Source organism: Pelagibacterium lacus, from assembly GCF_003345525.1.
Taxonomy (GTDB): Bacteria; Pseudomonadota; Alphaproteobacteria; order Rhizobiales; family Devosiaceae; genus Pelagibacterium; species Pelagibacterium lacus.
Genome location: NZ_QQNH01000016.1, coordinates 38,179 through 60,033, shown reverse-complemented (window position 1 = coordinate 60,033; position 21,855 = coordinate 38,179). Strand labels below are relative to the sequence as shown.

The window sequence follows — 21,855 nt, the reverse complement described above, 5'->3', positions numbered from 1 at the left end:
GTTTGGCTGTTGGCGTCAAGGCCAAATAGCCCCGGGGCGTAATCAATACACCTTGTTCACGCAATAACATGCAACATTACTGACCTATTTCGGAAACCCCAGCAGTAGATCGACATGCACACAGACGAGAGAACTCCAGATTACCCCGCCGGGACTGAAACGATACTCACCCATGGCGGGCGCTGGCCGGACCGCCAGCATGGTTTCGTCAATACGCCCATCTATCGCGGCAGCACCGTGGTGTTCCCCGCTCTCGACGCCCTCGAGGACATGGGCCTGCGCTATCGCTATGGCCGCCAGGGGACGCCGCTGACCGACGGGCTGGAGGACCTCATAACCGAGCTCGAGGGGGCGGCGGGCACCGTGCTCGCCCCGTCCGGGGTCGCGGCGATCTCGCTGGCGCTCATGACCTGCCTTTCGTCCGGCGACGAGGTCCTCATCACCGATTCCGTCTATGAGCCGACCCGCGTCCTCGCCGACACGCTGCTGGCGCGCATGGGAATCACCACCCGCTATTTCGATCCCCGAATCGGGGACGCCATCGGCGGCATGGTCGGCCCCCGGACGCGGGCGGTGTTTCTCGAAAGCCCCGGCTCGCTCACCTTCGAGATCCAGGATCTGCCCGCCATACACGCCGCGCTGGCGGGGCGCGGCATCGCCATCCTGATCGACAATTCCTGGGCGACGCCGCTGTTCCATCGCCCGCTGGCGCTGGGGGCAGACCTCGTCATCCACTCGGCGACCAAGATGTTTTCCGGTCATTCGGACGTCATGATGGGCACCGTCTCGGCCAATGCCGATTTCATCAAGCCCCTGGCCGCCACCCATCGCACGCTCGGGCTCACCGCCTCGCCCGACGACAGCTTCCTCGTGGCGCGCGGCATGCGCACTCTCGGCGTCCGCATGCGCGAGCATGAGCGCCGGACCCTCGCCCTCGCCCATTGGCTGGCCGGGCGCGGCGATGTCGAGGTCCTCCACCCGGCCCTTCCAAGCCATCCCGACCACGCGGTGTTCGCCCGCGATTTTTCCGGCTCGGGATGCCTTTTCTCCTTCGTCCTGCCCCCTGCCCCGCGCGAAGCCGTCGCTGCCTTCGTCGACCATCTCGAGATCTTCGGCATGGGCTATTCCTGGGGCGGCTATGAGAGCCTCATCCTCCCCACCAAGCCGCATCGCATCCGCACCGCGACCCCGTGGACCCATTCCGGCAATCTCTTCCGCGTCCATGTGGGCTTCGAGGATTTCGAGGCGCTGAAAGCCGATCTCGCCGCCGGGCTGGAGCGCTATTTCAGCAGCGCAGGCGACTGACCGCGCCGCAGCTTCCTCCAGAGCGGGCCGAAGGCGGCGAACATGCGATAGCGCACCTTGCCGTCTTCAATCCGCATGCCCCAGTTGCGCGTGGCAAAAAAGTCCCGCACCAGCAGCGCCGAGACGAGGCCGACACAGGAGCCCGCGATCACGTCCGAGAGATAATGGTCGCCGACGACGATCCGGCTCAGCCCGACCGCGAAGCCCAGGGCGATGATCCAGCCGTGATAGCGGCGATTGGAGAAGGTGCGCAGCACGAAGGCGAAGGCGACGATGGTCGTCGCATGCCCCGAGGGGAAGCTGTGAAAGCTCCAGTCGATGATGTCGAAGGGATGGAAATGCAGCACGCCCAGATCCTCGAGATACATGGGGCGCGCCCGCCCGACGATCCGCTTGAGGATGACCACGACGATGCCGGAAAAGGCGATGGCGGCGAAAAGAAAGCCCGAGACGGAGCCCAGCCCCCGCGCCGCCCATCGCCAGCTATAGCCGAGCGGCAGCCGCGACAGCCCCAAGCTCACCAGCCCGCCCACGAGGCTCCACAGCAGCAGCCAGTCCGATTTCCCCAGATCGGTGATCGCGCGGAAAAAAGCGCGCTCGTGGTCGGGCCAGCTCTGCAGGGCCAGCGATACGGGCGCGTCGAACAGCACGGCGATGGCCAGCATCAGCGCCGCCCCGGCCAGCGCCCATAAGGCGAGGCGTTTTGCCCGGTCGCGGTCCTCTGCAACGGCGCGCAACCAGCGCATGCTGACGGTCTGGGGAGAAAGCAAAGGCTTCAAGGCGTTGGAATTTCCCGGGGCTTGAGGAGGCATGGGGGTAACATGCCTTGTGCTGGGAAGAAAGAATGTGTATCGCATCATCCGTGGCCGTGACGGGGTATAGCTCAGCCTGGTAGAGCACCGGTTTTGGGAACCGGGGGTCGCAAGTTCGAATCTTGCTGCCCCGACCATCGGCCTGTTTCGAGGAAGTGAAATGGCCGTCGCACGCATCTATCGTCCCGCCCCCAATGCCATGCAGTCCGGCAAGGGCAAGAGCCAGGATTGGGTGCTGGTGTTCGAGCCCGAAAAGCCGCGCTCCATCGAGCCGCTCATGGGCTACACCTCCTCTTCCGACATGAAGCAGCAGATCAGCCTGCGATTCGACACGCTCGAGGAAGCCGAATCCTATGCGCGCCGCGAGGGCATCGCCTATCGCGTGCAGCCGGTGCAGGAGCCGACCATCAAGAAGGTCTCCTATCCGGACAATTTCCGCTTCGACCGCAAGACGCCCTGGACCCATTAGGGTCCCCGCGGTGGAGCCCTATCTCGTCATCGTTCTCGGCGGTGCGGCGCTGGCGGGCTTCGTGCAGGGCCTGTCGGGCTTCGCCTTCGCCCTGGTCAGCCTCAGCGTCTGGGCCTGGGCCGTCTCCCCGGAGCTGGCCGCCCCCATGGCGGTGTTCGGCTCGCTGGTCGGCCAATTGGTCACCATTCCCGTGGTCGGCGCCAATTTCCGCCTGAAGGGGCTGGCGCCCTTCATCGTCGGCGGCGTGCTCGGCGTCCCCATGGGCATCTTCCTGCTCAGCCTTCTCGATCCCACCGGCTTCAAGCTGGCGCTCGGGCTGTTCCTGCTCGCCTACAGCCCGGCCATGCTGTTCGTCTCCCCCAGTTTCCGGGTGACGTTCGGGGGCAATTGGGCCAATGGCGCGGTGGGCTGGCTGGGGGGCGTGTTCGGCGGGATGGGCGGCCTGGCCGGCGCCATCCCCACCCTCTGGTGTACCCTCACCGGCATGAACAAGGAGAGCCAGCGCGGCATCATGCAGGGATTCAACATCACCATGCATGTGACGACGCTGATTGGCTATTTCCTGGCCGGCACCATTTCCAGCCCCCTCGTCTGGCAGCATTTCGGGCTGGTGGCGGCGGCGCTGGTCGCCCCGGCCCTGCTCGGCGGCTATTTCTTCAACCGCCTCGACACGCGCGCCTTCCGGCGGCTGGTCCTGCTGCTGCTGTTCGTCTCCGGGCTGGTGCTCACCAGCGCGACGCTGCCGCAGGTTCTGGCCGCCTCCGCCCTCCCGAACTGAGTCCGCCCCTCCCCGCAATCGCCTGCAATATCAGGCCTTTCCCAGTTTGGTCCAGCGGCTGTCATTGTTCGATGAGGCGACGGCGGCCATGATGAACTCCATGCCTTCCACCCCGTCGTCCAGCGTGGGCAACAGGCTTTCATAGTCGCCCCCCTCGCCCCTTATGACGGCGGCGAACTGGCTGTAGAGCGTCGCGAACGCCTCCAGATAGCCTTCCGGATGCCCGGCCGGGATGCGCACGCCCATGGCGCCGGCCGCCGCGCCCTCGATGGCCCCGCCCCGGGTCAGCAATTGCCTGGGCTTGCCGAATTCTGTGAACCACATGGAATTGGGATTGTCCTGCCGCCATTCCAGCCCGGCCTTTTCCCCATAGACGCGCAATTGCAGGCCGTTCTCGCACCCCACAGCCACCTGGCTGGCCCACAGCATGCCCTTGGCGCCCCCTTCGAAGCGCAGCATGATGTGGACATTGTCGTCGAGCTGGCGGCCCGGCACGAAGGCATCGAGATCGGCCACCACCGCCTCGGTGCGCAGGCCGGTGACGAAGCGGGCGAGATTATAGGCGTGGGTGCCGATATCGCCGATCGACCCCCCCGCCCCCGAGCGGGCCGGGTCGGTGCGCCATGCGGCCTGCTTGTTGCCCGCATCGGCTTCCACCGCGAGCCAGTCCTGGGGATATTCCACCTGCACCACGCGCAGCCTGCCCAGCGCGCCGGACTTGACCAGTTCGCGCGCCTGCCGCACCAGCGGATAGCCGGTATAATTGTGCGTCAGGAGGAATTTGGCGCCGTTTTTCGGCGTCACCTTTTGCAGCGCATAGGCATCGTCCAGCGATGACGTCAGCGGCTTGTCGCAGATGACGTGGATGCCCGCTTCGAGGAAGGCCTTGGCCGGGGCGAAATGCATGTGGTTGGGGGTGACGATGGCCACTGCCTCGATCCCGTCCGCGCGCGCCGCCTCGGCCCGCGCCATCTCGGCAAAATCGGTATAGATGCGGTCCTCCGCGAGGCCGAGATTGCCGCCGCTTTCCCGCGCTACCTCGGGCCGCGAGGAGAGCGCCCCCGCCACCAATTGGTAATCGCCGTCGAGCCGCGCGGCGATGCGGTGCACATAGCCGATAAAGGCCCCCGTTCCGCCGCCCACCATGCCCAGCCGGATGGGCCGTTTTCCGTTTTCAGCCATCAGTCGTTCTCCCTTGATCCAGCCCGAGCATCTTGCGGTTGGCGGCGCGGTCGGTCCCCGCGCCGGCGAAATCGTCAAACGCCTTCTCGGTCACGCGGATGATGTGGCTGGCGATGAATTCCGCGCCCTCGCGCGCCCCGTCCTCGGGGTGCTTTAACGCGCACTCCCATTCGAGCACCGCCCAGCCGGCGAAATCATAGGCGGCCAGCTTGGAAAAGATCGCCGCGAAATCCACCTGCCCGTCCCCCAGCGAGCGGAACCGCCCGGCCCGGTCGACCCAGCTCTGGAAGCCGCCATAGACGCCCTGCCGTCCGGTCGGATTGAACTCGGCGTCCTTGACGTGGAACATCCGGATTCGCTCGTGATAGATATCGATGTAATCGAGATAATCGAGCTGCTGCAAGACGAAATGGCTGGGGTCGTAGAGCAGGTTGGCCCGCTTGTGGTGGCCGACCCGTTCGAGGAACATCTCGTAGCTGATCCCGTCATGCAGGTCCTCGCCCGGATGGATTTCGTAGCACAAATCCACCCCTGCCTCATCGAAGGCATCGAGGATCGGCGTCCAGCGCCGCGCCAGTTCGTCGAACGCCTCTTCGATCAGCCCGGCCGGGCGCTGCGGCCAGGGATAGACATAGGGCCAGGCCAGCGCGCCCGAAAAAGTCGCGTGCGCGCCGAGCCCGAGATTGCGCGACGCCTGTGCCGCCCATTTGAGCTGGTTGACGGCCCATTCCTGCCGCGCCCTTGGGTTGCCGCGCACCTCCGGCGCCGCGAAGCCGTCAAAGGCCGTGTCATAGGCCGGATGCACCGCCACCAATTGCCCCTGCAAATGGGTGGAGAGCTCGGTGATCTCTACCCCATGGCTGGCGGCGATCCCCTTGAGGTCGTCGCAATAGCTCTTCGATTGCGCCGCCTGTTGCAGGTCGATGAAGCCGGGCACCCATGTGGGCACCTGCACCCCCTTGTAGCCGAGGCCGGCGGCCCATTTGCAGATATGGTCGAACGTATCGAACGGGGCCGCGTCTCCGGCGAACTGGGCCAGGAAGATCGCGGGGCCTTTCAGCGTGCGCATGGTGTCTCCTCCACCGGGGCCGGTCCGGACCCTCCTCGAAAAATCCCACCGGCCGTTTTTGACGTACGTATCTCAATGTAAACGTTTGCACACTATCCGCCCCGTGGTTCCAGTCAAGCGCCTCGCGCATGACAAAGCCCCCGCGTCGCAGGACGCGGGGGCTTCGGGTTCGGCTCCGCGAGGAAAATCGCGGCGGTCAGGCGGCGCGGAAACTTCTGGCGCGCTGCTGCTTTTTCTTGTTGCGCTGCGAGGCGGCCTTCATCGGATCGAACGGCTTCTTGGCCGCGGCCGGCTTGCCCTGGGGCTTGCCGCCGCCATTGGGGCGGCCGCGTCCGCCGCTGCGCTTGGCCTTGCCGCCGCCCATGGCGCGCTGCGGCCGCTCGCCGCTGGCGGTTTCCACCGTGATCCCGGTCAGCCGCTCGATGGCGACGAGGAGGTTGTATTCGGCGGCGCTGCACAAGGCGACCGCCTTGCCGTCGGCCCCGGCCCGCGCCGTGCGCCCGATGCGGTGGACGTAGTTTTCCGCCACTTCGGGAAGGTCGTAATTATACACATGGCTCACGCCGGGGATGTCGATGCCGCGCGCCGCGACATCGGTGGCGACCAGCACCCGGATTTCCCCGTTGCGGAACGCCTTGAGCGTCCGGTCGCGCTGGCCCTGGCTCTTGTTGCCATGGATCGAACCGGTGGCAAAGCCCGCCGAGGCGAGGGATTTGGAGAGCTTTTCCGCCCCGTGCTTGGTGCGGGCGAAGACCAGCGACAGCGCATCGGCATCGGCGGACAGAAGGTCCTTGAGCAACGCGAGCTTGGCCGGGCCTTCCACGAAATGGGCCGCCTGCTCGATCTTGTCGGCGGTCTGGCCGGGCACGGCCACTTCCACGCGCACCGGATCGGTGAGATAGGCGGCGGCGATCTCGGTCATCTGCTTGGGCATGGTGGCCGAGAACAGCAGCGTCTGGCGCGGCTGGCCGACCATGCGGGCGATTTCGCGCAGGGTGTGGATGAAGCCCAGGTCCAGCATCTGGTCGGCTTCGTCCAGCACCAGGAATTTTGCGGAATCGAGGCGGATGGCCTGGCGCTTGACGAGGTCCATCAGCCGGCCCGGCGTCGCGACGAGGATGTCGCTGCCATGAGCGAGCGTCCGGATCTGGGCGTTGATCGACATGCCGCCCACCACGGAATTGACCCGCAGCGGCGTGCCCTTGGTGAAGGAGCGCAGGTTGAGGGCGATCTGGTTGACCAGTTCGCGCGTCGGCGCCAGGATCAGCGCCTTGCAGGTCTTGGGCGCCGGACGGCCGAGGGCCGACAGGAGGTGCTGGATCAGCGGCAGGCCGAAGGCCGCGGTCTTGCCGGTGCCGGTCTGGGCCAGCCCCATGATGTCGCGCCCTTCCATCACCACGGGGATGGCCTTGGCCTGGATCGGCGTCGGTGCCGTAAAGCCGAGGCCGGACAGGGTCTTGAGAATGTGTGCATCGAGGCCGAAGGCCTGGAAATCGGTCAAATCATATCCTTTAGCGGCGAATCCGATCCCCGGACGCCGCGCATGAAACGGCCCCATGCCGCGCCTCGAAAGCGGACGCGCACGTGCCGTAAGCGGTTGCAGGATCGGCCAAACCCGGCGGCCACATTGCCGCTAAAGCGTCGACCCTGTCAGAACCCCGCGTGATCTGGGAACTCGAATGAAACATGCCGGCGAATTCGATGGCCAAACACCATCCATGGCTGCTCACGCGGCAGCGCTCGACATGGCGCCCATATCGGCGCTTCGGGCCGCAATGTCAAGCGGGCGATGGGAGAAACCCGTCGCATTGGCACCTGACAAGCCGCCGATTTTACGCTAGAGGGCCTGCAACGGCCCCGTAGCTCAGCTGGATAGAGCAGTAGCCTTCTAAGCTATTGGTCACAGGTTCGAATCCTGTCGGGGTCGCCAATCCCATTGACGTGCTGGCGCGCCGGGAGGCGTGCTCCGGCGATGCCGCCGGAGCCGTTCCCGTTAGTCGGGGTCCCGATCGGTGATCGCCAGCGTCGTGACGTCGAGTTCGAGATCGTATTCCCGACCGTCGGCATGGATCGCATCGTCGACTTCCCAGACCTTGTCGTCATCGAGCTCGATCTCGCCCCAGGACACAAAGCCTTCGGCTATCAAGACCGCTTCGATTTTGGCGCGCTCATCGAGCGTGGGCGCCCGGTCGTCGGCAAGGGCCGGAACGGAGAAGGGTGCCACCAGCAGCGCGGCCAACACCAGAGGACGTACGATTCTCATGCGGAATTTCCTTTCACAATTGCCCCGCCACCTTATCCATATTGGTGCATTGAGATTCATTTTCATGACTGTGGGCCGGCTCCGCGACCTTCTGCCGCCCTTCCCACCCCCCCGCCCCACCGATTGCGGAACGGTTCCATGCTTTTGTCGTTGTGCCTCCCAAGGAGAAACCCGAGGAGGACAGGACCCATGGCAGTGTCGAGAAGCAGGAAGCGGGGAGTGGCCTTCTGGCTTACAATGGCACTGGCGTGTCTTCTGGTTCTGTTCGGCCTGCCCATACTGGGCGGCGGCGCGTGGCTGATCGCCCTGGGCGGATCGTGGTATTACCTCCTGGCCGGGATCGGCCTCTTGGTGACCGCCTGGTTCCTCTTCCGCCGCTCCATGCTGGCGGTGTGGATTTATCTTCTCACCTTCATCGGCACGCTGATCTGGGCCGTGTGGGAAGCGGGGCTCGACCCCTGGGCGCAGCTTCCGCGCCTCCTCGCCCCGGCCGTCGTCCTCATCCTGGTCCTCCTCACCATACCAGTCCTCGAACGGGCCTGGCCGCGTGGACGGGATCGGGTGCTGGCCGGCCTTGCGGGGCTCGCGGCGCTGGGCACCGCGTCGGCCCTGCTGCTGGCTGGGCCGGAAACCACCGCCATCGCCCAGCAGGCCGAGGACGAGGCCCCCGCCGCGCCCACTCCCGAACCCGACGCAGCGGCTGAAACGGCCCCGCCCGACGCGGAGCCCCCTTCCTCCGACATCGCCTATGCCATGCTCGAAACCGGCGCCGACTGGCCGGCCTTTGGCGGCGGCCACCACGCCACCCGCTACACCCCGCTCGACCAGATCACGCGCGAAAACGTCGCCGATCTCCAGCAGGTCTGGGAATTCCGCACCGGCGACATGCCCGAGGACGAGGAGCAATATTCCAACCAGAACACCCCGCTCAAGATCGGCAATCAATTGCTCGTCTGCTCGGCCATGAACAAGGTCATCGCCCTCGATGCGGCGACCGGGCTGGAGATCTGGCGCTATGATCCGGTGGTTTCCACCGACGCCATCCCCTACAACGCCTCCTGCCGCGGGCTGGCCTATTACCAGTCGCCCACCCTGGCTGCGGACCAGCCCTGCGCCGAGCGGGTCCTGATGAACACCCTCGACGCCCGCCTCCTCGCCATCGATGTCAACACAGGTCAGCTGTGCACCGAGTTCGGCACCGGCGGCGAGGTCGATCTGGAAGAGGGCATCGGCCACACGGTGCCTGGCTGGTACGCACCCACCTCGCCCCCCACCATCGTGCGCAACATCGCCGTGGTGCATTCCCAGGTCCGCGACGGCCAGAAGCGCGACGCCCCTTCGGGCGTGGTGCGCGGCTATGATGTCGAGACCGGCGAGATGGCCTGGGCCTGGGACATGGGCCGCCCCGGCGAGACCGGCCTGCCGCCCGAGGGCGAGACCTATACGCGCGGCACGCCCAATGTGTGGACGATCGCCTCGGGCGACAGCGAACTGGGCCTCGTCTATCTGCCGCTCGGCAATTCCGCCGTCGACTATTGGGGCGGCGACCGTTCGGACGCGGAAAACACCTATGCCACCGCCCTCGTGGCGCTCGACGTCACCACCGGCGAAGTGGCCTGGTACTACCAGACCGTGCGCTATGACATCTGGGATTACGATCTGGGCTCGCAGGCGACGCTCATCGATTATCCCACCCCGGAGGGGCCGGTCCCGGCCCTCATCGTGCCCACCAAGCAGTCCATGTTCTGGATCTTCAACCGCGAGACCGGCGAATTGCTGGTCGAGGTCGAGGACCGTCCCGTGCCCCAGGGCGGGGTGGAGCCCGAGAGGCTTTCGCCCACTCAGCCCTTCGTCGTCGATTTCCCCAACGTGCTCCAGCCCGAGATCGAGGAACGGCATATGTGGGGCATGACGCCGCTCGACCAGCTCTGGTGCCGCATCCAGTACCAGCAGAGCTATTACGAGGGCATGTATACCCCGCCCTCCACCGATTGGTGGATCCAGTTCCCCGGCTATAATGGCGGCTCGGACTGGGGCGGCATCGCGGTGGACACCGACCGCAACATCATGGTGGCCAATTACAACATCACCGCCAACCGCACCCGGCTGGTGCCGCGCGAGGAGGTCGACGAATACGGCATCGTGCCGCTGGACGAGCCCGGCTATGCCGACAACAGCCCCGACAACATCTCGCCGCAGGCCGGCACGCCCTATGGGGTGGAGGTCAATGCCGGCTGGCGGGTGCCCTTCACCGGCCTCCTGTGCACCCAGCCCCCCTATGGCGGCATCATGGCGGTCGATCTCGAGACGCGCGAGGTGCTGTGGGACCAGCCCTTCGGCACGGCGCGCGGCGACGGCCCCTGGGGCATCCCCTCGCGCCTGCCGCTCACCATCGGCACGCCCAACAATGCGGGCGCGGTGATCACGGCCGGCGGGCTGATCTTCATCGCGGCGGCCACCGACGATCTGATCCGCGCCATCGACATCGAGACCGGCGAGGAATTGTGGAGCGACGTGCTCCCGGCCGGCGGACAGGCGGGTCCGGCCATGTATGAGGTCGATGGCCGGCAATATCTGGTCATCAATGCGGGTGGCCACGGCTTCATGGAGACCCCGATCGGCGATTATTTCATCGCCTACGCGCTGCGCTGATTTGCCCGAGGGAGAAACACGATGACGGAGGAAGACCGCCGCAAGGCGCCGCCGCCCGAGACGGTGGAAGAGTTGAGAAACCGCATCGATCGCGGGGAGACGGGGGACAAGGTCGACTGGCCCGATCCCGCCGCCTCGCCGCTGGGCACCGATGACGAGGCCGGCGGCTACCCGCCGACGCGCGAGGAATTGCGGCTGGAAACCCAGTCCGCTTCCATAGCGACGCCGCAGGTCTCCTCATGGCGCGGCGTCATCGCCTATGCCGGCATCGCCGCCGCGGTGCTCATCGTCTTCGTGGCCATCATCTGGCAGGCAGGAAGCTAGAGTGCGACGAGGAAAAGTTGCAGACTTTCCCGGTTCGACCGCGCGACAAAAGAGCGACTTGGTGCGGTCACGACCCCGCATGCGGGCCGAGCGCCAGGTCCTCCCGTGGCCGCTCATGGGTCTCCGACCAGCGCCCCACCGGCTCGCCGCATCTTGAGCAGCAGACCAGGGCGTCGGCCGGCAGATGGTCCACGGCAAAGATATTGACGGTGTGGCAGACCGGGCAGACCACTTCGCGTTCATCCATATAGGGATACATGATGTCCTCCCTTGGCTGGTGCCCGACGATACCCCAGGTCGGACGCCGCGTCCTTAATCTATGTTAATATCGTCCGCCTGTTAACCCTTGGCTGTCGCAAGGCAACCCTTTGCGGCCCCTGACCGTTCATCCGGGACATCAGGAGGTAGATGCGATGACCGCTCCAAAGCGCCGCAAGGCCGCGGCCTTTGCCAAGGCCAGTTTGCCCGGCCCGCGAGAGGCCGAAACCCAGATTCGCGACGCCGGGCCCGAGGCGACCCGCAACGACAGGGACGACTGGGACAAGGTCGATGAAGCCTCCGACGAGAGCTTCCCCGCCTCCGACGCCAGCGCAAAATACTAATCGATTTCCATCAGCGTCGCCCGCCCGCTGGTGAGATCGGCCACGAGGCGGGTCACGTCCGCGACCATGGCCTTGGGGATGGCAGCGGGCAGTTCCGCCCCGCTGGCGGTAAAGTGCGGCGCCTGCATCTCGACCCCCGCCAGCGCCCCCAGCCGGGCCTGCACCAGCGAAAGATCGCCGAAGGGACAGGCAATCAAGGCCGGCACCGTCTCGACCAGTTCCATCGTTTCCGCGCCGCGCAGGGCGAGGGCCGCCGTGCCGCCATAGGCGCGGACCAGCCCGCCGCTCCCCAGCAGCACCCCGCCGAACCAGCGCGTCACCAGCACCGCGACCCGGTCTAGCCCCTGTCCTTCTATCGCCTGCAGGATCGGCCGGCCCGCCGTGCCGCCGGGTTCGCCGTCATCGCTGAAGCGGTAGCTCTGCCCGATATGCCAGGCCCAGCAATTGTGGGTTGCCGTGGTGTCGGAATGGCTTGCGATGAATTCCTTGGCCTCCGCCTCATCGGCGACGGGCGCGGCGAAGGCCACGAAACGGCTTTTCTTGATCTCCTGCCGCGCCGTCACCGGCGCGACGAGGGTTTTGAGATTGGTCATGGCGCTCTCTATCACAGAGAAGCGGGCCGCCTCCATACGTCCCGCCGCGCAAAAGCTCAGGCCGGGACCGCCGCCTTGGATGGCGTGCTTGTGGTCGATGCCATCCGGTTGCTCAGCCGCGCCCCATGGCCGGCCGCCCCGAAGCGTTCGAAGCGCTCGGCGCACAGGGCTTCCATGCGGGCCAGCCCGTTCTTGTGCATGCCGCGAATATCGAAGGAGGACGGGTTGGCCTTGAGATATTCGCGCGCCGAGCCGGTCAGCGCCATGCGCAGATCGGTGTCGATATTGACCTTGCGCACCCCCATGGCGATGCTGCGCTCGATCTCTTCGAGCGGCACGCCATAGGTTTTCGCCATCTCGCCGCCGCTGGCGTTGATCAGGTCCTGCAACGCCTCGGGAACAGTCGAGGCGCCGTGCATGACCAGATGGGTGTGGGGAAGCCGTTCATGGATGGCGGCGATCACGTCCATGGCCAGAAGGTCGCCCTCGGGCCGGCGGGAGAATTTATAGGCCCCGTGCGAGGTGCCGATGGCCACGGCGAGGGCATCCACCCCGGTCGCCTTGACGAAATCCACCGCCTGTTGCGGGTCGGTCAGCAATTCCTCGCGGCTCAGCGTGCCTTCGAGCCCGTGCCCGTCCTCCTGCTCCCCGCCCCCGGTTTCGAGCGAGCCGAGCACGCCGATCTCGCCTTCCACCGAAACCCCGCGCGCATGGGCCATCTCTACCGTGCGGCGGGTCACGTCCACATTGTATTCATAGCTGGCCGGGGACTTGCCGTCCGCTTCGAGCGAGCCGTCCATCATGACGCTGGTGAACCCCAGATCCATGGCGCTCTTGCACACTTCGGGGCTGCTGCCATGGTCCTGATGCAGGCAGAGCGGGATGGTGGGGAACCGCTCGGCGGCCGCCTTGACCATCGCCACCAGCAGCATGTCGTCCGCATATTTGCGCGCGCTCTGGCTCGCCTGCACGATGACCGGGCTGTCGGTGCGTTCGGCGGCGCGCATCACCGCCAGGAGGGTTTCCAGATTGGTGATGTTGAAGGCGGGCAATCCATAGCCATGCTCGGCGGCATGATCGAGGATCGGGCGCATGGGCATAAGGGGCACGATGGTTCTCCTCAAGAATAACGCCTTCCGGCGGAAGGCCTTTGCGTCCGGTTCAGCTTGGAAACACCCGGTTGATCTCCGCGATCGCCTGCGGGTTCAGATGCGCCACCTTGCGATCCCCGAGAATGAAATAGAGCTTGGCGGTCTCCTCGAGCTCCTCATAGGCGTAGACCGCCTGCTCGAGGGACGCGCCCGAGACGATGGGGCCGTGATTGGCCAGCAGCATCGCGCGGTGCTCGCGGGCCCGCAGGCGCACCGCCTCGGCCAGCGCCTTGTCCCCGGGCCGGTAATAATCCACCAGCGGCAGTTTTCCCACGCGCATGATTTGATACGCGGTGAGCGGGGGCAGCACGTCGTCCTTGGTATGCTCGTGGCAGAGGCACGACGCCGCGACCGAATAGGTCGAATGCAGATGCACCACCGCCTGGGCGCCCGGGCGCTCCTCATACATGGCCAGGTGGAAGAAGGTTTCCTTGGAGGGCGGCTCGCCGTCGAGCAGTTCGCCCTCGGCCGAGATGCGCGAGATCTGCTCGGGCTTGAGAAAGCCCAGGCAGCAATTGGTCGGGGTCACGAGAAACGTGCCGTCATCGAGCCGCGCCGACAGATTGCCGGCGCTGCCATGGGCCAGCTGGCGCTGATAGAGCAGATTGCCCCAGCGGGCGATATGGTCGCGAAGCTCCCCTTCCCGGCTCATGGCTGCCCGTTCTCCATCACGTCGAGGGCTTTTGTGAAAAAATCCTCGCCGCCGAAATTGCCCGATTTGAGCGCCACCACCACGTCGCGGGTCCGGCTGATCAGCACCGGCACGCCGGGGTCGATTTCCGGCCCGATCACCAGGTCGCCCAGGTCGAGGGCCTGCGCCACGGCGCCCGAGGTTTCCCCGCCGGCCACCACCAGGCGCTTGACGCCCTTGTCGACCAGCTGCCGCGCCGTGTCGGCGAACAGCGTGTCGAGCTTATGCGCCACCGCCTCGCGGCCGTAGCGGGCCTGCGTGGCCGCCACTTCCTGCGGGGTGGCCGAGGAATAGACCAGCGGCGCCTTGCCCGCGTTCCGGGAGAGGAAATCGGCGAGATCGCCCGCTTCGGTTTCGCCCGCCATGACGCTGTCGACCGAAATGTTGAGCACCGGATGGGTCAGAGCATGACGGTCGATCTGGCCGCGGGTCGCCCCCGAACAGCTGCCGGCGATGATGGCCTCGGGGCCGGAAAGCCCGGTGAACGCGCCCCCCTGGCCGCTGGCGAGGCCCCGGTCGATGAAATTGGCCCCCAGCGCCATGGCGATGCCCGAGCCGCCGGTGACCAGCGGTGCGCCGGCACAGGCCCGGCCGATGGCGATGAGGTTGTCGTCATCCACCGCGTCGACCACCACCATGGTGGCGCCCGCCCCACCCGCCTGGGCAAGCGCGGCGGCGATGGCCTCGGGACCGCCGAGAACGGTCGGCAGCGCCACATGCCCCACATCGGAGCGGGTCTGATAGCCCAGCCAGCGCCGTATGTCGGGATCGGTCATCGGGGTCAGCGGATGGTTCTGCATGCCGCTTTCGCTCAGCAGCTTGTCGTGGACGAACAGATGCCCCTGATAGATGGTGCGCCCCGCCCCCGGAAAGGCCGGGCAGACCACGACGCCCTTGGCGCCCAGCGCCTCGGCCAGCGCTTCCCCCACCGGGCCGATATTGCCCTCGCGGGTGGAATCGAAGGTCGAGCAGTATTTGAAGACGATCTGCTGGCAGCCCTGTTCGCGCAGCCAGGCCAGCGCGGCGAGCGATTGCTCCACCGCCTCGGCGACCGGGATCGAGCGGGATTTGAGCGACACCACGCCCGCCTCGACGCTTTCGGGCGCGCGATGGGCGGGCACGCCCATATATTGCGCCGTGGCGAGGCCCCCCTGGCCAGGGATGCCCTTGGCGATGGTGTTGGCGATATCGCTTGCGCCGGTAAAATCGTCGGCGATCACTCCGAGCAGCATGATGGCTTACCTCGTCACAAGAGTCTGCATTCTGGCGACCGCCGCGTCGGGGGCGGTGAACACCGGCACGCCCACCTTGCCGCGCACCGTCTCGGCGGCGCGGGAGGTGGAAAAATGCGCCAGCATCAGCGCGTCGAACCCCGCCATCTCCGGCGCGGCCTCGCCCACCAGCCGGTTGTGCTCGGCGACATTGCCCTTGCGCAACAGGTCGATGGCCTCGGGCACCACCACGGTTTCCAGCGTGCTCGACAGCCCGGACTGCGCCGCGAAGGTCCTGAACTCGTCCTCCATGGTGGGCACCGCCGGGGCGAAGGTGGCCAGCATGCCGATGCGCTCGCCCTTCTCCATGGCGGCCCGGAACATGGCCTCATTGGGCTTGACCACCGGAACCGGCAGTTCCTCGGCCATGCGGTCGATGGCCGGGCCGAAGGCCGAGCAGGTGACGAGAATGCCGTCCGCGCCAATCGAGACCGCATAGCGGCCGAAATCGACGAAGCGCTCGATCAGCCCTTCGGACAGTTCGTCCCCCTCCTTGGCCCGGTCGATGGTCAGCCCGTCATCGAGCAGGTTCACCGCCTCGGCGTCGGGCCACAGCCGCTCCATCGCCTCCTTGACCGGGTCCATGGCGACCGGTGTTGCGTGATACAGGACGATTCTGGGCGTAGCCTTTGCCATTCTCGGGCCCTTTCGGGATTAGCTCGTGATGCGGGAAGCGAGGCCACCGGCCTCATAGGCCTCATGGGCCTTGCGGGAGGTCAGATGTAGCAGGAATTCCCGCGCCAGGGCAGGGTTTTCCGCCTCCGCGAACATGGCGGCGGAAAAATCGGTCGGCTGCTGCAACGGATCGGGGAACGGCCCCACCACATCGACCCCCTGCACCGACATCAATTCGCTCACCTGCTGCACCGCCATGTCGGCCTCGCCGTCGAGCAGTTTTTCCCCGGTGAACCCGGCCGGAATCGAAACCGCGCGCGCCAAAATCTCGTCGGCGATGCCCAGCCGGTCGAGCAGGGTCAGGAAATACTGGCCGCTCGCCCCGGTCAGCGAATAGGCGATGCGGCCGGCCGACCGCAGCGCCTCGACGAACGCGTCCGGCGTCGAGATGTCGGGCTTATCCGCCCCCGCCTTCACCCCGAGCCCGAACTTGGCCTGCGCGATGGGCATGATCGAATCCGCCGCGACGATGCCCCCGGCCGCCAGTTCAGCCATCGGCTTGTCGATGAGGATCACCACGTCCCCGCGCTCGCCGCCCCGGATCTTCTCCATCAGCACATTGGTCGGCGCCCAGACCACCTCGATATCGTCATGATCGGCGTGCCAGTCGGGCAGCACCCGGCGTTTGAAGGCCACTTCCACCGCAAGTGTAGTCAACAGCCGCAACTTCCGCACCATGCGATTCCTCCCGCCCATACGCAGCCATTACTTCGAACGGCCATATCTATATTGCAAAAGCGGCGCGCCTCTACCGCTGTCCTCACCGACAAAAAATCGTTCCGGGGCCTGCGAGTCAACGCATACCGCCGTCATTTCACACCATGAAATTTCCCGGCCCGCAACTGGGCGCGCCCGCTTGCGACAAGCCCGGAAAAGGCCGCAATGCCATGCGGATATAAGCCTCTTGCCCGGAATGGCAAGCCATTGCACTCCCACGCGGAGGGCGCTATTTTCATATGGTGAAATTTGATCCGCAGGCCGCGCGCCCCGATTGACCGGGTCCGGCAAGGGTCCATAATCGGCTCACATTCCCGGCCCAGGCCAGTGGAGGAGATCATGACAGCATTATCGGTCCAGCCCGGCGACGCCAATGCGGAGCTCCGCCGCTCGCAGTACGAACAGGCGGCGCGCGCCTCCGACCGTAAGGACGGCTCCAAGAGCATCCAGTCGGTCGATCGGGCGCTCTCGATCATCGAGGCGCTTTCGCTCAGCAATTCGCCCCTGATGCTGAGCGAGATTTCCAAGCTCGTCGACCTCAACATCTCCACCTGCCACCATCTGGTCAAGACGCTGGTGTCCCGTGGCTATGTGGTCAATTCCGGCCGGGGGCGCGGCTACAGCCTCAGTTCCAAGCTCGAAAGCCTGTCGCGCCGCTCCGCGCGGGAATTCAACCTGGTCGAGTTCGTCACCCCTGCCCTGCGCGAGCTCAACGACGATATCCGCGAATGCGTGCAACTGGCCGTGTTGCGCGGCTCTATCCTCGTCACTCATGTGCGGCTCGCCTCGCAGATGCCCTCGCATGCGGATGCCTCGGGCACGCCCAAGCTGCATGCCGCCCACGCCGTCGCCCTGGGCAAGGCGATCCTCGCCTGGCTGCCGGAGGCCGAGCTGGCCCGTGTGGTCGCCGATAACGGCCTTGCGAGCTTCACCAGTTCCACCATCACGTCCCTCTCCGTGCTGGTCGAGGAATTGCGGCTGGTGCGCCGCTCGGGCTTTGCCATCGAGGATGGCGAGTTCCACCCCGAAGTGGTCGGGTTCGGCGCTGCCGTCCGCGACACCTCGGGCGCCGTGGTCGGGTCGATCGGCATCACCGTGCCCCGCCGCCGCGCCACCGAGGCCTATCGCACCTATATCGCCCAGGCGGTGATGAAAAGCGCCAAGGATATTTCCGGCCGCATGCCCGCCGGCTGCTTCACCTGAACCGCGCCCGCGCAGGCAAAACTCAAATATAGTCAAATAGAATTGGGCGCCTTGCGCCCTTTTCACATTGTAAAACCGGGCAATCGCGGCACGACGCCAAAGAAATTTCTGCTATCTGCTGGCTCCACATATCATCACGATGGAGGAGCAGATGAACAGCGGAAAGGCCGATCTCGGCGTTCTGGGTCTGGGAACCATGGGCGCGATGCTCGCCCTCAACTTTGCCGAAAAGGGTTTTGACGTCGCCCTGTTCAACCGCACCGTCGAGAAGGCGGCCCGGTTGCGCGACGATACCCCCGACCTTGCCGGGCGCCTCCATCCGCAAGCCAGCCTCGAGGATTTCGTCGCCGGCCTCGCCACCCCCCGCGTCATCGTCCTCATGGTCAATGCCGGCACGGCGGTCGACGACCAGATCGACGCCCTGCTGCCCATGCTCGCCAGGGGCGATATCGTCATCGATGCGGGCAATACCGATTTCAACGACACCCGCGCCCGCAATGCCCGCCTCGAAGGCACCGGCATCCATTTCGTCGGCATGGGGGTCTCGGGCGGCGAACTGGGCGCCCGTCACGGCCCCTCGATCATGGTCGGCGGCGACGAGGACGTCTGGGCGCGCCTGCGTCCCCTGCTCGAACCCATCTCGGCCAAGTTCGACGGCAGCCCCTGCGTCGCCTGGCTGGGCACCGATGGCGCCGGCCATTTCGTCAAGACCATCCATAACGGCATCGAATATGCCGACATGCAGATGATCGCCGAGATCTACGGCATCATGCGCGACGGGCTCGGCCTCGCCCCCGCCCGCATGGCGGAGGTCTTTGCCGACTGGAACACGCGCGGCCTCGCCTCCTATCTGGTCGAGATCAGCGCCGTGGTGCTGGCCGAAGCCGATCCCGAGACCGGCGCGCCGCTGGTCGATCTCATCGTCGACGAAGCCGGGCAGAAGGGCACCGGGCGCTGGTCGGCCATCGAGGCCCAGAAGCTCGGCGTCGGGGCCACCACCCTCGAAGCGGCGGTCTCCGCCCGCATCATCTCCTCTCAGCGCGGCCAGCGTGCCGAGGCGGCCACCGCCTTTGGCAGCCTTGCGCTGGCCGGGAGCGATTTCTCCGCCGACGCGGCCGGCATCGCCGAGCTCGAATCGGCGCTCGAAACCGCCAAGATCATCGCCTATGCGCAGGGCTATGCCATCCTTTCGGCCGCTTCGGCCGAATTCGGCTGGAACCTGCCGCTGGGCGAGATCGCCCGCATCTGGCGGGCCGGCTGCATCATCCGCTCGGGCTTCCTGCGCGACATCATGACCGCCTATGAGAGCGGCGGCGAGGAGGCCAATCTCCTCCTCAACCCCGCCTTCGCCCGCCGCGTCGAAACCGGGCAGGCCGCCCTGCGCGCCGTGGTGGCCAAGGCGGTGCTCGCCGGCATCCCCGTGCCGGCCCTTTCCGCCGCGCTGGCCTATTTCGACGATTACCGCCGGGCGCACGGCACCGCCAATCTCATCCAGGGCCAGCGCGACCTGTTCGGTGCCCACACCTTCAAGCGGCTGGATCGCGACGGCGTCTTCCACCACCAGTGGCCGGCTGTCTGAGATGACCAGCCAGATCATCAAGGTCGACGAGTTCGACTATGTCATCTTCGGCGGCGCGGGGGATCTGGCGGAGCGCAAGCTCCTGCCGGCCATCTATTACCGCGACCTCGACGGCCAGTTGCGGGACACCTCGCGCGTCATCGGCGTTTCGCGCACCGCGCGCAGCGATGAGGATTACCGCAGTTTCGCGCACAAGGCGCTCAAGCGCCACATCCCCGCCGCCGATATCGAGCCCGAGGCGGTGAAGCGCTTCCTTGCCCGCCTCCACTACCGTTCCGTCGATGCGCTGGGCGAGGAGGGCTGGGACGATCTCAAAACCCTGCTCGACGCCGCCGAGCCCCCGGCCCGCGTCCGCGCCTTCTATCTCGCCGTGGGCCCGGAGATTTTCGGGGCCATCGGCGCCAAGCTCGCCGCCAAGGGGCTCAAGAACGATCTGTCACGGCTGGTCATCGAAAAGCCCATCGGCAAGGATCTGCAATCGGCGCGGGCGCTCAACGCCACCATCGCCGAGCATTTCGCCGAGGACCAGGTGTTCCGCATCGACCATTATCTGGGCAAGGAGACGGTGCAGAACCTCATGGCGCTGCGCTTCGCCAATACGCTCTATGAGCCGGTGTGGAATTCGAGCTTCATCGACCATGTGCAGATCACCGTGGCCGAGAGCGTCGGGCTCGAGAACCGGGCCGGCTATTACGACACCTCCGGCGCCCTGCGCGACATGGTGCAGAATCACCTCCTGCAACTCCTCGCGCTGGTGGCGCTGGAGCCGCCCTCATCCTTCACCGCCGATGCGATCCGGGACGAAAAGCTCAAGGTGCTGCGGGCCCTGGCGCCCATCCATGCGGGCAATGCCAGCCAGAAGACCGTGCGCGGCCAGTACCGGGCCGGGGCAGTCGACGGGCAGGCGGTGGTCGGCTACGACCAGGATCTGGGCTCGGCGCGCAGCACCACGGAAACCTTCGTGGCGCTCAAGGCCGAGATCAACACCTGGCGCTGGGCCGGCGTGCCCTTCTACCTGCGCACCGGCAAGCGCATGCCCCGGCGGGCGTCGGAAATCGTCATCACCTTCCGCCCCATCCCCTATTCCATCTTCGACGAGAATGCCGGCGAGATCGCCCAGAACCGCCTCGTGGTCCGCCTGCAGCCGGGCGAAGGACTGAAGCAACTCCTGATGATCAAGCGCCCCGGGCCGGGCGGCATGCGCCTGCGCCAGGTCGGCCTCGACATGACCTTCGCCGAGGCCTTCAACATCCGCCACCCGGATGCCTATGAGCGTCTGCTCATGGACGTCATCCGCGGCGACCAGGCCCTGTTCATGCGCCGCGACGAGGTCGAGGCGGCGTGGGACTGGGTCGACCCGATCCTCGCGGCGTGGCGCGACAACGAGCAGCGCCCGGCCGAATATCCTTCGGGCACCTGGGGCCCGACCTCGGCCATAGCGCTCATCGAGCGCGACGGACGCAACTGGCACGAACCCGAATGAGCGCCCCCGCCATGCAGAGTCTTGCCGCCCATCTCGATGCGTTGGCCGCAAAACCCCTCGGCCCCGAGCTGGCGCGGACGGTCGCCGCCCTCACCCGGGCGGCGGTCACCGTGCATGCCACCATCCGCGCCGGCACCGTCCCCGACCTCACCGCCACCGACACGGCGGCCAATGCCAGTGGCGAGACGCAAAAGCCCCTCGACGTCTTCGCCGACGAGACCTTCCTCGCCGCCGCCCGCACCGCGCCGGTCTCGGTCTATGGCTCCGAGGAGCAGGAGCTGCCGGTCCCCTCGGGCGACGGTCCGCTGGCCATGGCCATCGATCCCCTGGACGGGTCGTCCAATATCGAGACCAATATCGCCGTGGGCACCATATTCTCGCTGTTTGCGGCGGGGGACGCGCCTGACCCCGCAGAGGTGTTCCGCCGGTCGGGCACCGAGCAGCTCGCGGCGGGTTTTTTCATCTATGGCGCGCAATTGCTGCTGGTCCTCACCTTCGGCGCGGGCACCGATGTGTTCATCCACGACCCGCAAGCCGATGAATTCCGCCACCACGCCCGATGCACCATCCCCGCGCGGGCCGGCGAATATTCCGTCAACGCCGCCAATCGGCGCCATTGGCCCACCGGCATGCTTGCCTATGTGGACGGGCTGGAACAGGGCGCCGAAGGCCCGCGGCAGCGCGATTTCGGCATGCGCTATGCCGGTTCGCTGGTCGCCGATGGCTATCGCATCCTGCAGCGCGGCGGCATCTTCATCTATCCCGCCGACGCGCGGAAAGCCTACGCGCGGGGCCGGCTGCGCCAGCTCTACGAGGCCAACCCCATCGCCTTCTGCATCGAGCAGGCCGGCGGCGCGGCCACCGATACGCGGCGGCGCCTGCTCGATCTGCCGCCCACCACGCTGCACGCCAAGGTGCCCCTCGCCTTCGGCTCACGCGACGAGGTCGAGGTGCTGGCCACCTACATGCAGGGCGAGTCCTGAATAGAAAAAACCCCCGGAGACCTTGAGGTCCCCGGGTTTTTTTATTGTCCTAC

Annotated in this window: 22 protein-coding genes and 2 tRNA genes; 12 read left to right on the top strand and 12 right to left on the bottom strand. The window is 66.4% G+C overall.

The genetic code is table 11. From position 1 onward, the window contains the following. The first annotated feature begins 114 nt into the window (after positions 1–114). A complete protein-coding gene (metC, locus tag DVH29_RS11525) occupies positions 115–1,305 on the top strand; it encodes a cystathionine beta-lyase (RefSeq protein WP_114646329.1) in 1,191 nt (396 codons plus the stop codon). On the opposite strand, the gene DVH29_RS11520 is transcribed toward metC, so the two are convergent. Beyond that, positions 1,281–2,051, bottom strand: a complete 771-nt coding sequence (locus DVH29_RS11520) for a phosphatase PAP2 family protein (RefSeq protein WP_158541647.1) — start codon at positions 2,049–2,051, stop codon at positions 1,281–1,283. The two genes, metC and DVH29_RS11520, sit on opposite strands and share 25 nt — an antisense overlap. 126 nt (positions 2,052–2,177) lie before the next feature. On the opposite strand from DVH29_RS11520, the gene DVH29_RS11515 reads away from it, so the two are divergent. From DVH29_RS11515 to DVH29_RS11505, 3 genes are all read left to right on the top strand, one after another. Further along, positions 2,178–2,254 (top strand) — tRNA-Pro (locus DVH29_RS11515). Positions 2,255–2,277: 23 nt separating this feature from the next. Continuing rightward, positions 2,278–2,586, top strand: coding sequence for an ETC complex I subunit (locus tag DVH29_RS11510; RefSeq protein ID WP_114646327.1), 309 nt, complete (start codon positions 2,278–2,280; stop codon positions 2,584–2,586). A 10-nt stretch (positions 2,587–2,596) separates the two neighbouring features. Continuing rightward, positions 2,597–3,364, top strand: coding sequence for a sulfite exporter TauE/SafE family protein (locus tag DVH29_RS11505; RefSeq protein WP_158541646.1), 768 nt, complete (start codon positions 2,597–2,599; stop codon positions 3,362–3,364). A gap of 30 nt (positions 3,365–3,394) precedes the next feature. On the opposite strand, the gene DVH29_RS11500 is transcribed toward DVH29_RS11505, so the two are convergent. The 3 genes from DVH29_RS11500 to DVH29_RS11490 form a co-directional block, all read right to left on the bottom strand. Next, the gene (locus DVH29_RS11500) at positions 3,395–4,546 is read right to left on the bottom strand and encodes a Gfo/Idh/MocA family protein (RefSeq protein WP_114646325.1); all 1,152 of its coding nucleotides are present in this window, start codon (positions 4,544–4,546) and stop codon (positions 3,395–3,397) included. Next, complete coding sequence (locus DVH29_RS11495; RefSeq protein ID WP_114646324.1) at positions 4,539–5,615, bottom strand: sugar phosphate isomerase/epimerase family protein; 1,077 nt, start codon at positions 5,613–5,615, stop codon at positions 4,539–4,541. Before DVH29_RS11495 ends, DVH29_RS11500 begins: the two co-directional genes overlap by 8 nt. A gap of 196 nt (positions 5,616–5,811) precedes the next feature. Then, entirely contained in the window at positions 5,812–7,116 is a 1,305-nt protein-coding gene (locus DVH29_RS11490) for a DEAD/DEAH box helicase (RefSeq protein WP_199562578.1), read from the bottom strand. 352 nt (positions 7,117–7,468) lie between these two features. Between DVH29_RS11490 and DVH29_RS11485 the strand changes: the two genes are divergently transcribed. Further along, a tRNA-Arg gene (locus tag DVH29_RS11485) sits at positions 7,469–7,545 on the top strand. Between the two features lie 63 nt (positions 7,546–7,608). Here the strand turns inward: DVH29_RS11485 and DVH29_RS11480 are convergent. Next, positions 7,609–7,878 carry a PepSY domain-containing protein gene (locus tag DVH29_RS11480; protein WP_114646322.1) on the bottom strand — a complete coding sequence of 90 codons (270 nt, stop codon included), beginning with the start codon at positions 7,876–7,878 and terminating at the stop codon, positions 7,609–7,611. A 219-nt stretch (positions 7,879–8,097) separates the two neighbouring features. On the opposite strand from DVH29_RS11480, the gene DVH29_RS11475 reads away from it, so the two are divergent. Together DVH29_RS11475 and DVH29_RS11470 are read left to right on the top strand one after the other, a co-directional pair. Further along, complete coding sequence (locus DVH29_RS11475; RefSeq protein ID WP_245944963.1) at positions 8,098–10,530, top strand: membrane-bound PQQ-dependent dehydrogenase, glucose/quinate/shikimate family; 2,433 nt, start codon at positions 8,098–8,100, stop codon at positions 10,528–10,530. A gap of 21 nt (positions 10,531–10,551) precedes the next feature. Next, positions 10,552–10,854, top strand: a complete 303-nt coding sequence (locus DVH29_RS11470) for a hypothetical protein (protein ID WP_114646320.1) — start codon at positions 10,552–10,554, stop codon at positions 10,852–10,854. Between the two features lie 67 nt (positions 10,855–10,921). Here the strand turns inward: DVH29_RS11470 and DVH29_RS11465 are convergent, their stop codons facing one another. Next, positions 10,922–11,113: a hypothetical protein gene (locus tag DVH29_RS11465; RefSeq protein WP_114646319.1), complete on the bottom strand. Its 192-nt coding sequence runs from the start codon at positions 11,111–11,113 to the stop codon at positions 10,922–10,924. Between the two features lie 154 nt (positions 11,114–11,267). On the opposite strand from DVH29_RS11465, the gene DVH29_RS11460 reads away from it, so the two are divergent. Continuing rightward, the gene (locus DVH29_RS11460) at positions 11,268–11,456 is read left to right on the top strand and encodes a hypothetical protein (RefSeq protein WP_114646318.1); all 189 of its coding nucleotides are present in this window, start codon (positions 11,268–11,270) and stop codon (positions 11,454–11,456) included. On the opposite strand, the gene DVH29_RS11455 is transcribed toward DVH29_RS11460, so the two are convergent. Genes DVH29_RS11455 through DVH29_RS11430 form a run of 6 tightly spaced genes read right to left on the bottom strand, consistent with a single transcriptional unit; the run spans position 11,453 to position 16,515 of the window. Further along, positions 11,453–12,049: an IMPACT family protein gene (locus DVH29_RS11455; protein WP_114646339.1), complete on the bottom strand. Its 597-nt coding sequence runs from the start codon at positions 12,047–12,049 to the stop codon at positions 11,453–11,455. The two genes, DVH29_RS11460 and DVH29_RS11455, sit on opposite strands and share 4 nt — an antisense overlap. Positions 12,050–12,105: 56 nt before the next feature. Next, a complete protein-coding gene (gene fba, locus DVH29_RS11450; RefSeq protein ID WP_114646317.1) occupies positions 12,106–13,158 on the bottom strand; it encodes a class II fructose-bisphosphate aldolase in 1,053 nt (350 codons plus the stop codon). A gap of 52 nt (positions 13,159–13,210) precedes the next feature. Then, positions 13,211–13,852: a 3-oxo-tetronate 4-phosphate decarboxylase gene (gene otnC, locus DVH29_RS11445; RefSeq protein WP_114646316.1), complete on the bottom strand. Its 642-nt coding sequence runs from the start codon at positions 13,850–13,852 to the stop codon at positions 13,211–13,213. Continuing rightward, positions 13,849–15,123: a 3-oxo-tetronate kinase gene (gene otnK, locus DVH29_RS11440; RefSeq protein WP_114646315.1), complete on the bottom strand. Its 1,275-nt coding sequence runs from the start codon at positions 15,121–15,123 to the stop codon at positions 13,849–13,851. Before otnK ends, otnC begins: the two co-directional genes overlap by 4 nt. Before the next feature lie 6 nt (positions 15,124–15,129). Next, positions 15,130–15,798 carry an aspartate/glutamate racemase family protein gene (locus tag DVH29_RS11435; RefSeq protein ID WP_114646314.1) on the bottom strand — a complete coding sequence of 223 codons (669 nt, stop codon included), beginning with the start codon at positions 15,796–15,798 and terminating at the stop codon, positions 15,130–15,132. A gap of 18 nt (positions 15,799–15,816) precedes the next feature. After that, the gene (locus DVH29_RS11430) at positions 15,817–16,515 is read right to left on the bottom strand and encodes a molybdate ABC transporter substrate-binding protein (RefSeq protein WP_158541645.1); all 699 of its coding nucleotides are present in this window, start codon (positions 16,513–16,515) and stop codon (positions 15,817–15,819) included. 378 nt (positions 16,516–16,893) lie between these two features. Here DVH29_RS11430 and DVH29_RS11425 point away from each other — a divergent pair, with 378 nt between their 5' ends. From DVH29_RS11425 to DVH29_RS11410, 4 genes are all read left to right on the top strand, one after another. Further along, positions 16,894–17,757 (top strand): IclR family transcriptional regulator, encoded by an 864-nt coding sequence (locus DVH29_RS11425; RefSeq protein WP_147276070.1) that lies wholly within the window; start codon positions 16,894–16,896, stop codon positions 17,755–17,757. A 151-nt stretch (positions 17,758–17,908) separates the two neighbouring features. Then, a complete protein-coding gene (gene gnd, locus DVH29_RS11420; RefSeq protein WP_114646338.1) occupies positions 17,909–19,336 on the top strand; it encodes an NADP-dependent phosphogluconate dehydrogenase in 1,428 nt (475 codons plus the stop codon). Position 19,337: 1 nt separating this feature from the next. Next, the gene (zwf, locus tag DVH29_RS11415; RefSeq protein ID WP_114646311.1) at positions 19,338–20,819 is read left to right on the top strand and encodes a glucose-6-phosphate dehydrogenase; all 1,482 of its coding nucleotides are present in this window, start codon (positions 19,338–19,340) and stop codon (positions 20,817–20,819) included. Continuing rightward, the gene (locus tag DVH29_RS11410) at positions 20,816–21,802 is read left to right on the top strand and encodes a class 1 fructose-bisphosphatase (RefSeq protein ID WP_114646310.1); all 987 of its coding nucleotides are present in this window, start codon (positions 20,816–20,818) and stop codon (positions 21,800–21,802) included. Before zwf ends, DVH29_RS11410 begins: the two co-directional genes overlap by 4 nt. The last annotated feature ends 53 nt before the right edge of the window (positions 21,803–21,855 follow it).

Excerpts from the sequence above, each read along its gene's own strand:
- metC (WP_114646329.1), top strand. The coding sequence starts at position 115 with ATGCACACAGACGAGAGAACTCCAGATTACCCCGCCGGGACTGAAACG.
- DVH29_RS11520 (WP_158541647.1), bottom strand. The coding sequence starts at position 2,051 with ATGCGCTGGTTGCGCGCCGTTGCAGAGGACCGCGACCGGGCAAAACGC.
- DVH29_RS11510 (WP_114646327.1), top strand. The coding sequence starts at position 2,278 with ATGGCCGTCGCACGCATCTATCGTCCCGCCCCCAATGCCATGCAGTCC.
- DVH29_RS11500 (WP_114646325.1), bottom strand. The coding sequence starts at position 4,546 with ATGGCTGAAAACGGAAAACGGCCCATCCGGCTGGGCATGGTGGGCGGC.
- DVH29_RS11495 (WP_114646324.1), bottom strand. The coding sequence starts at position 5,615 with ATGCGCACGCTGAAAGGCCCCGCGATCTTCCTGGCCCAGTTCGCCGGA.
- DVH29_RS11480 (WP_114646322.1), bottom strand. The coding sequence starts at position 7,878 with ATGAGAATCGTACGTCCTCTGGTGTTGGCCGCGCTGCTGGTGGCACCC.
- DVH29_RS11470 (WP_114646320.1), top strand. The coding sequence starts at position 10,552 with ATGACGGAGGAAGACCGCCGCAAGGCGCCGCCGCCCGAGACGGTGGAA.
- DVH29_RS11465 (WP_114646319.1), bottom strand. The coding sequence starts at position 11,113 with ATGTATCCCTATATGGATGAACGCGAAGTGGTCTGCCCGGTCTGCCAC.
- DVH29_RS11460 (WP_114646318.1), top strand. The coding sequence starts at position 11,268 with ATGACCGCTCCAAAGCGCCGCAAGGCCGCGGCCTTTGCCAAGGCCAGT.
- DVH29_RS11455 (WP_114646339.1), bottom strand. The coding sequence starts at position 12,049 with ATGACCAATCTCAAAACCCTCGTCGCGCCGGTGACGGCGCGGCAGGAG.
- otnC (WP_114646316.1), bottom strand. The coding sequence starts at position 13,852 with ATGAGCCGGGAAGGGGAGCTTCGCGACCATATCGCCCGCTGGGGCAAT.
- otnK (WP_114646315.1), bottom strand. The coding sequence starts at position 15,123 with ATGCTGCTCGGAGTGATCGCCGACGATTTTACCGGCGCAAGCGATATC.
- DVH29_RS11435 (WP_114646314.1), bottom strand. The coding sequence starts at position 15,798 with ATGGCAAAGGCTACGCCCAGAATCGTCCTGTATCACGCAACACCGGTC.
- DVH29_RS11430 (WP_158541645.1), bottom strand. The coding sequence starts at position 16,515 with ATGGTGCGGAAGTTGCGGCTGTTGACTACACTTGCGGTGGAAGTGGCC.
- DVH29_RS11425 (WP_147276070.1), top strand. The coding sequence starts at position 16,894 with ATGACAGCATTATCGGTCCAGCCCGGCGACGCCAATGCGGAGCTCCGC.
- gnd (WP_114646338.1), top strand. The coding sequence starts at position 17,909 with ATGAACAGCGGAAAGGCCGATCTCGGCGTTCTGGGTCTGGGAACCATG.
- zwf (WP_114646311.1), top strand. The coding sequence starts at position 19,338 with ATGACCAGCCAGATCATCAAGGTCGACGAGTTCGACTATGTCATCTTC.
- DVH29_RS11410 (WP_114646310.1), top strand. The coding sequence starts at position 20,816 with ATGAGCGCCCCCGCCATGCAGAGTCTTGCCGCCCATCTCGATGCGTTG.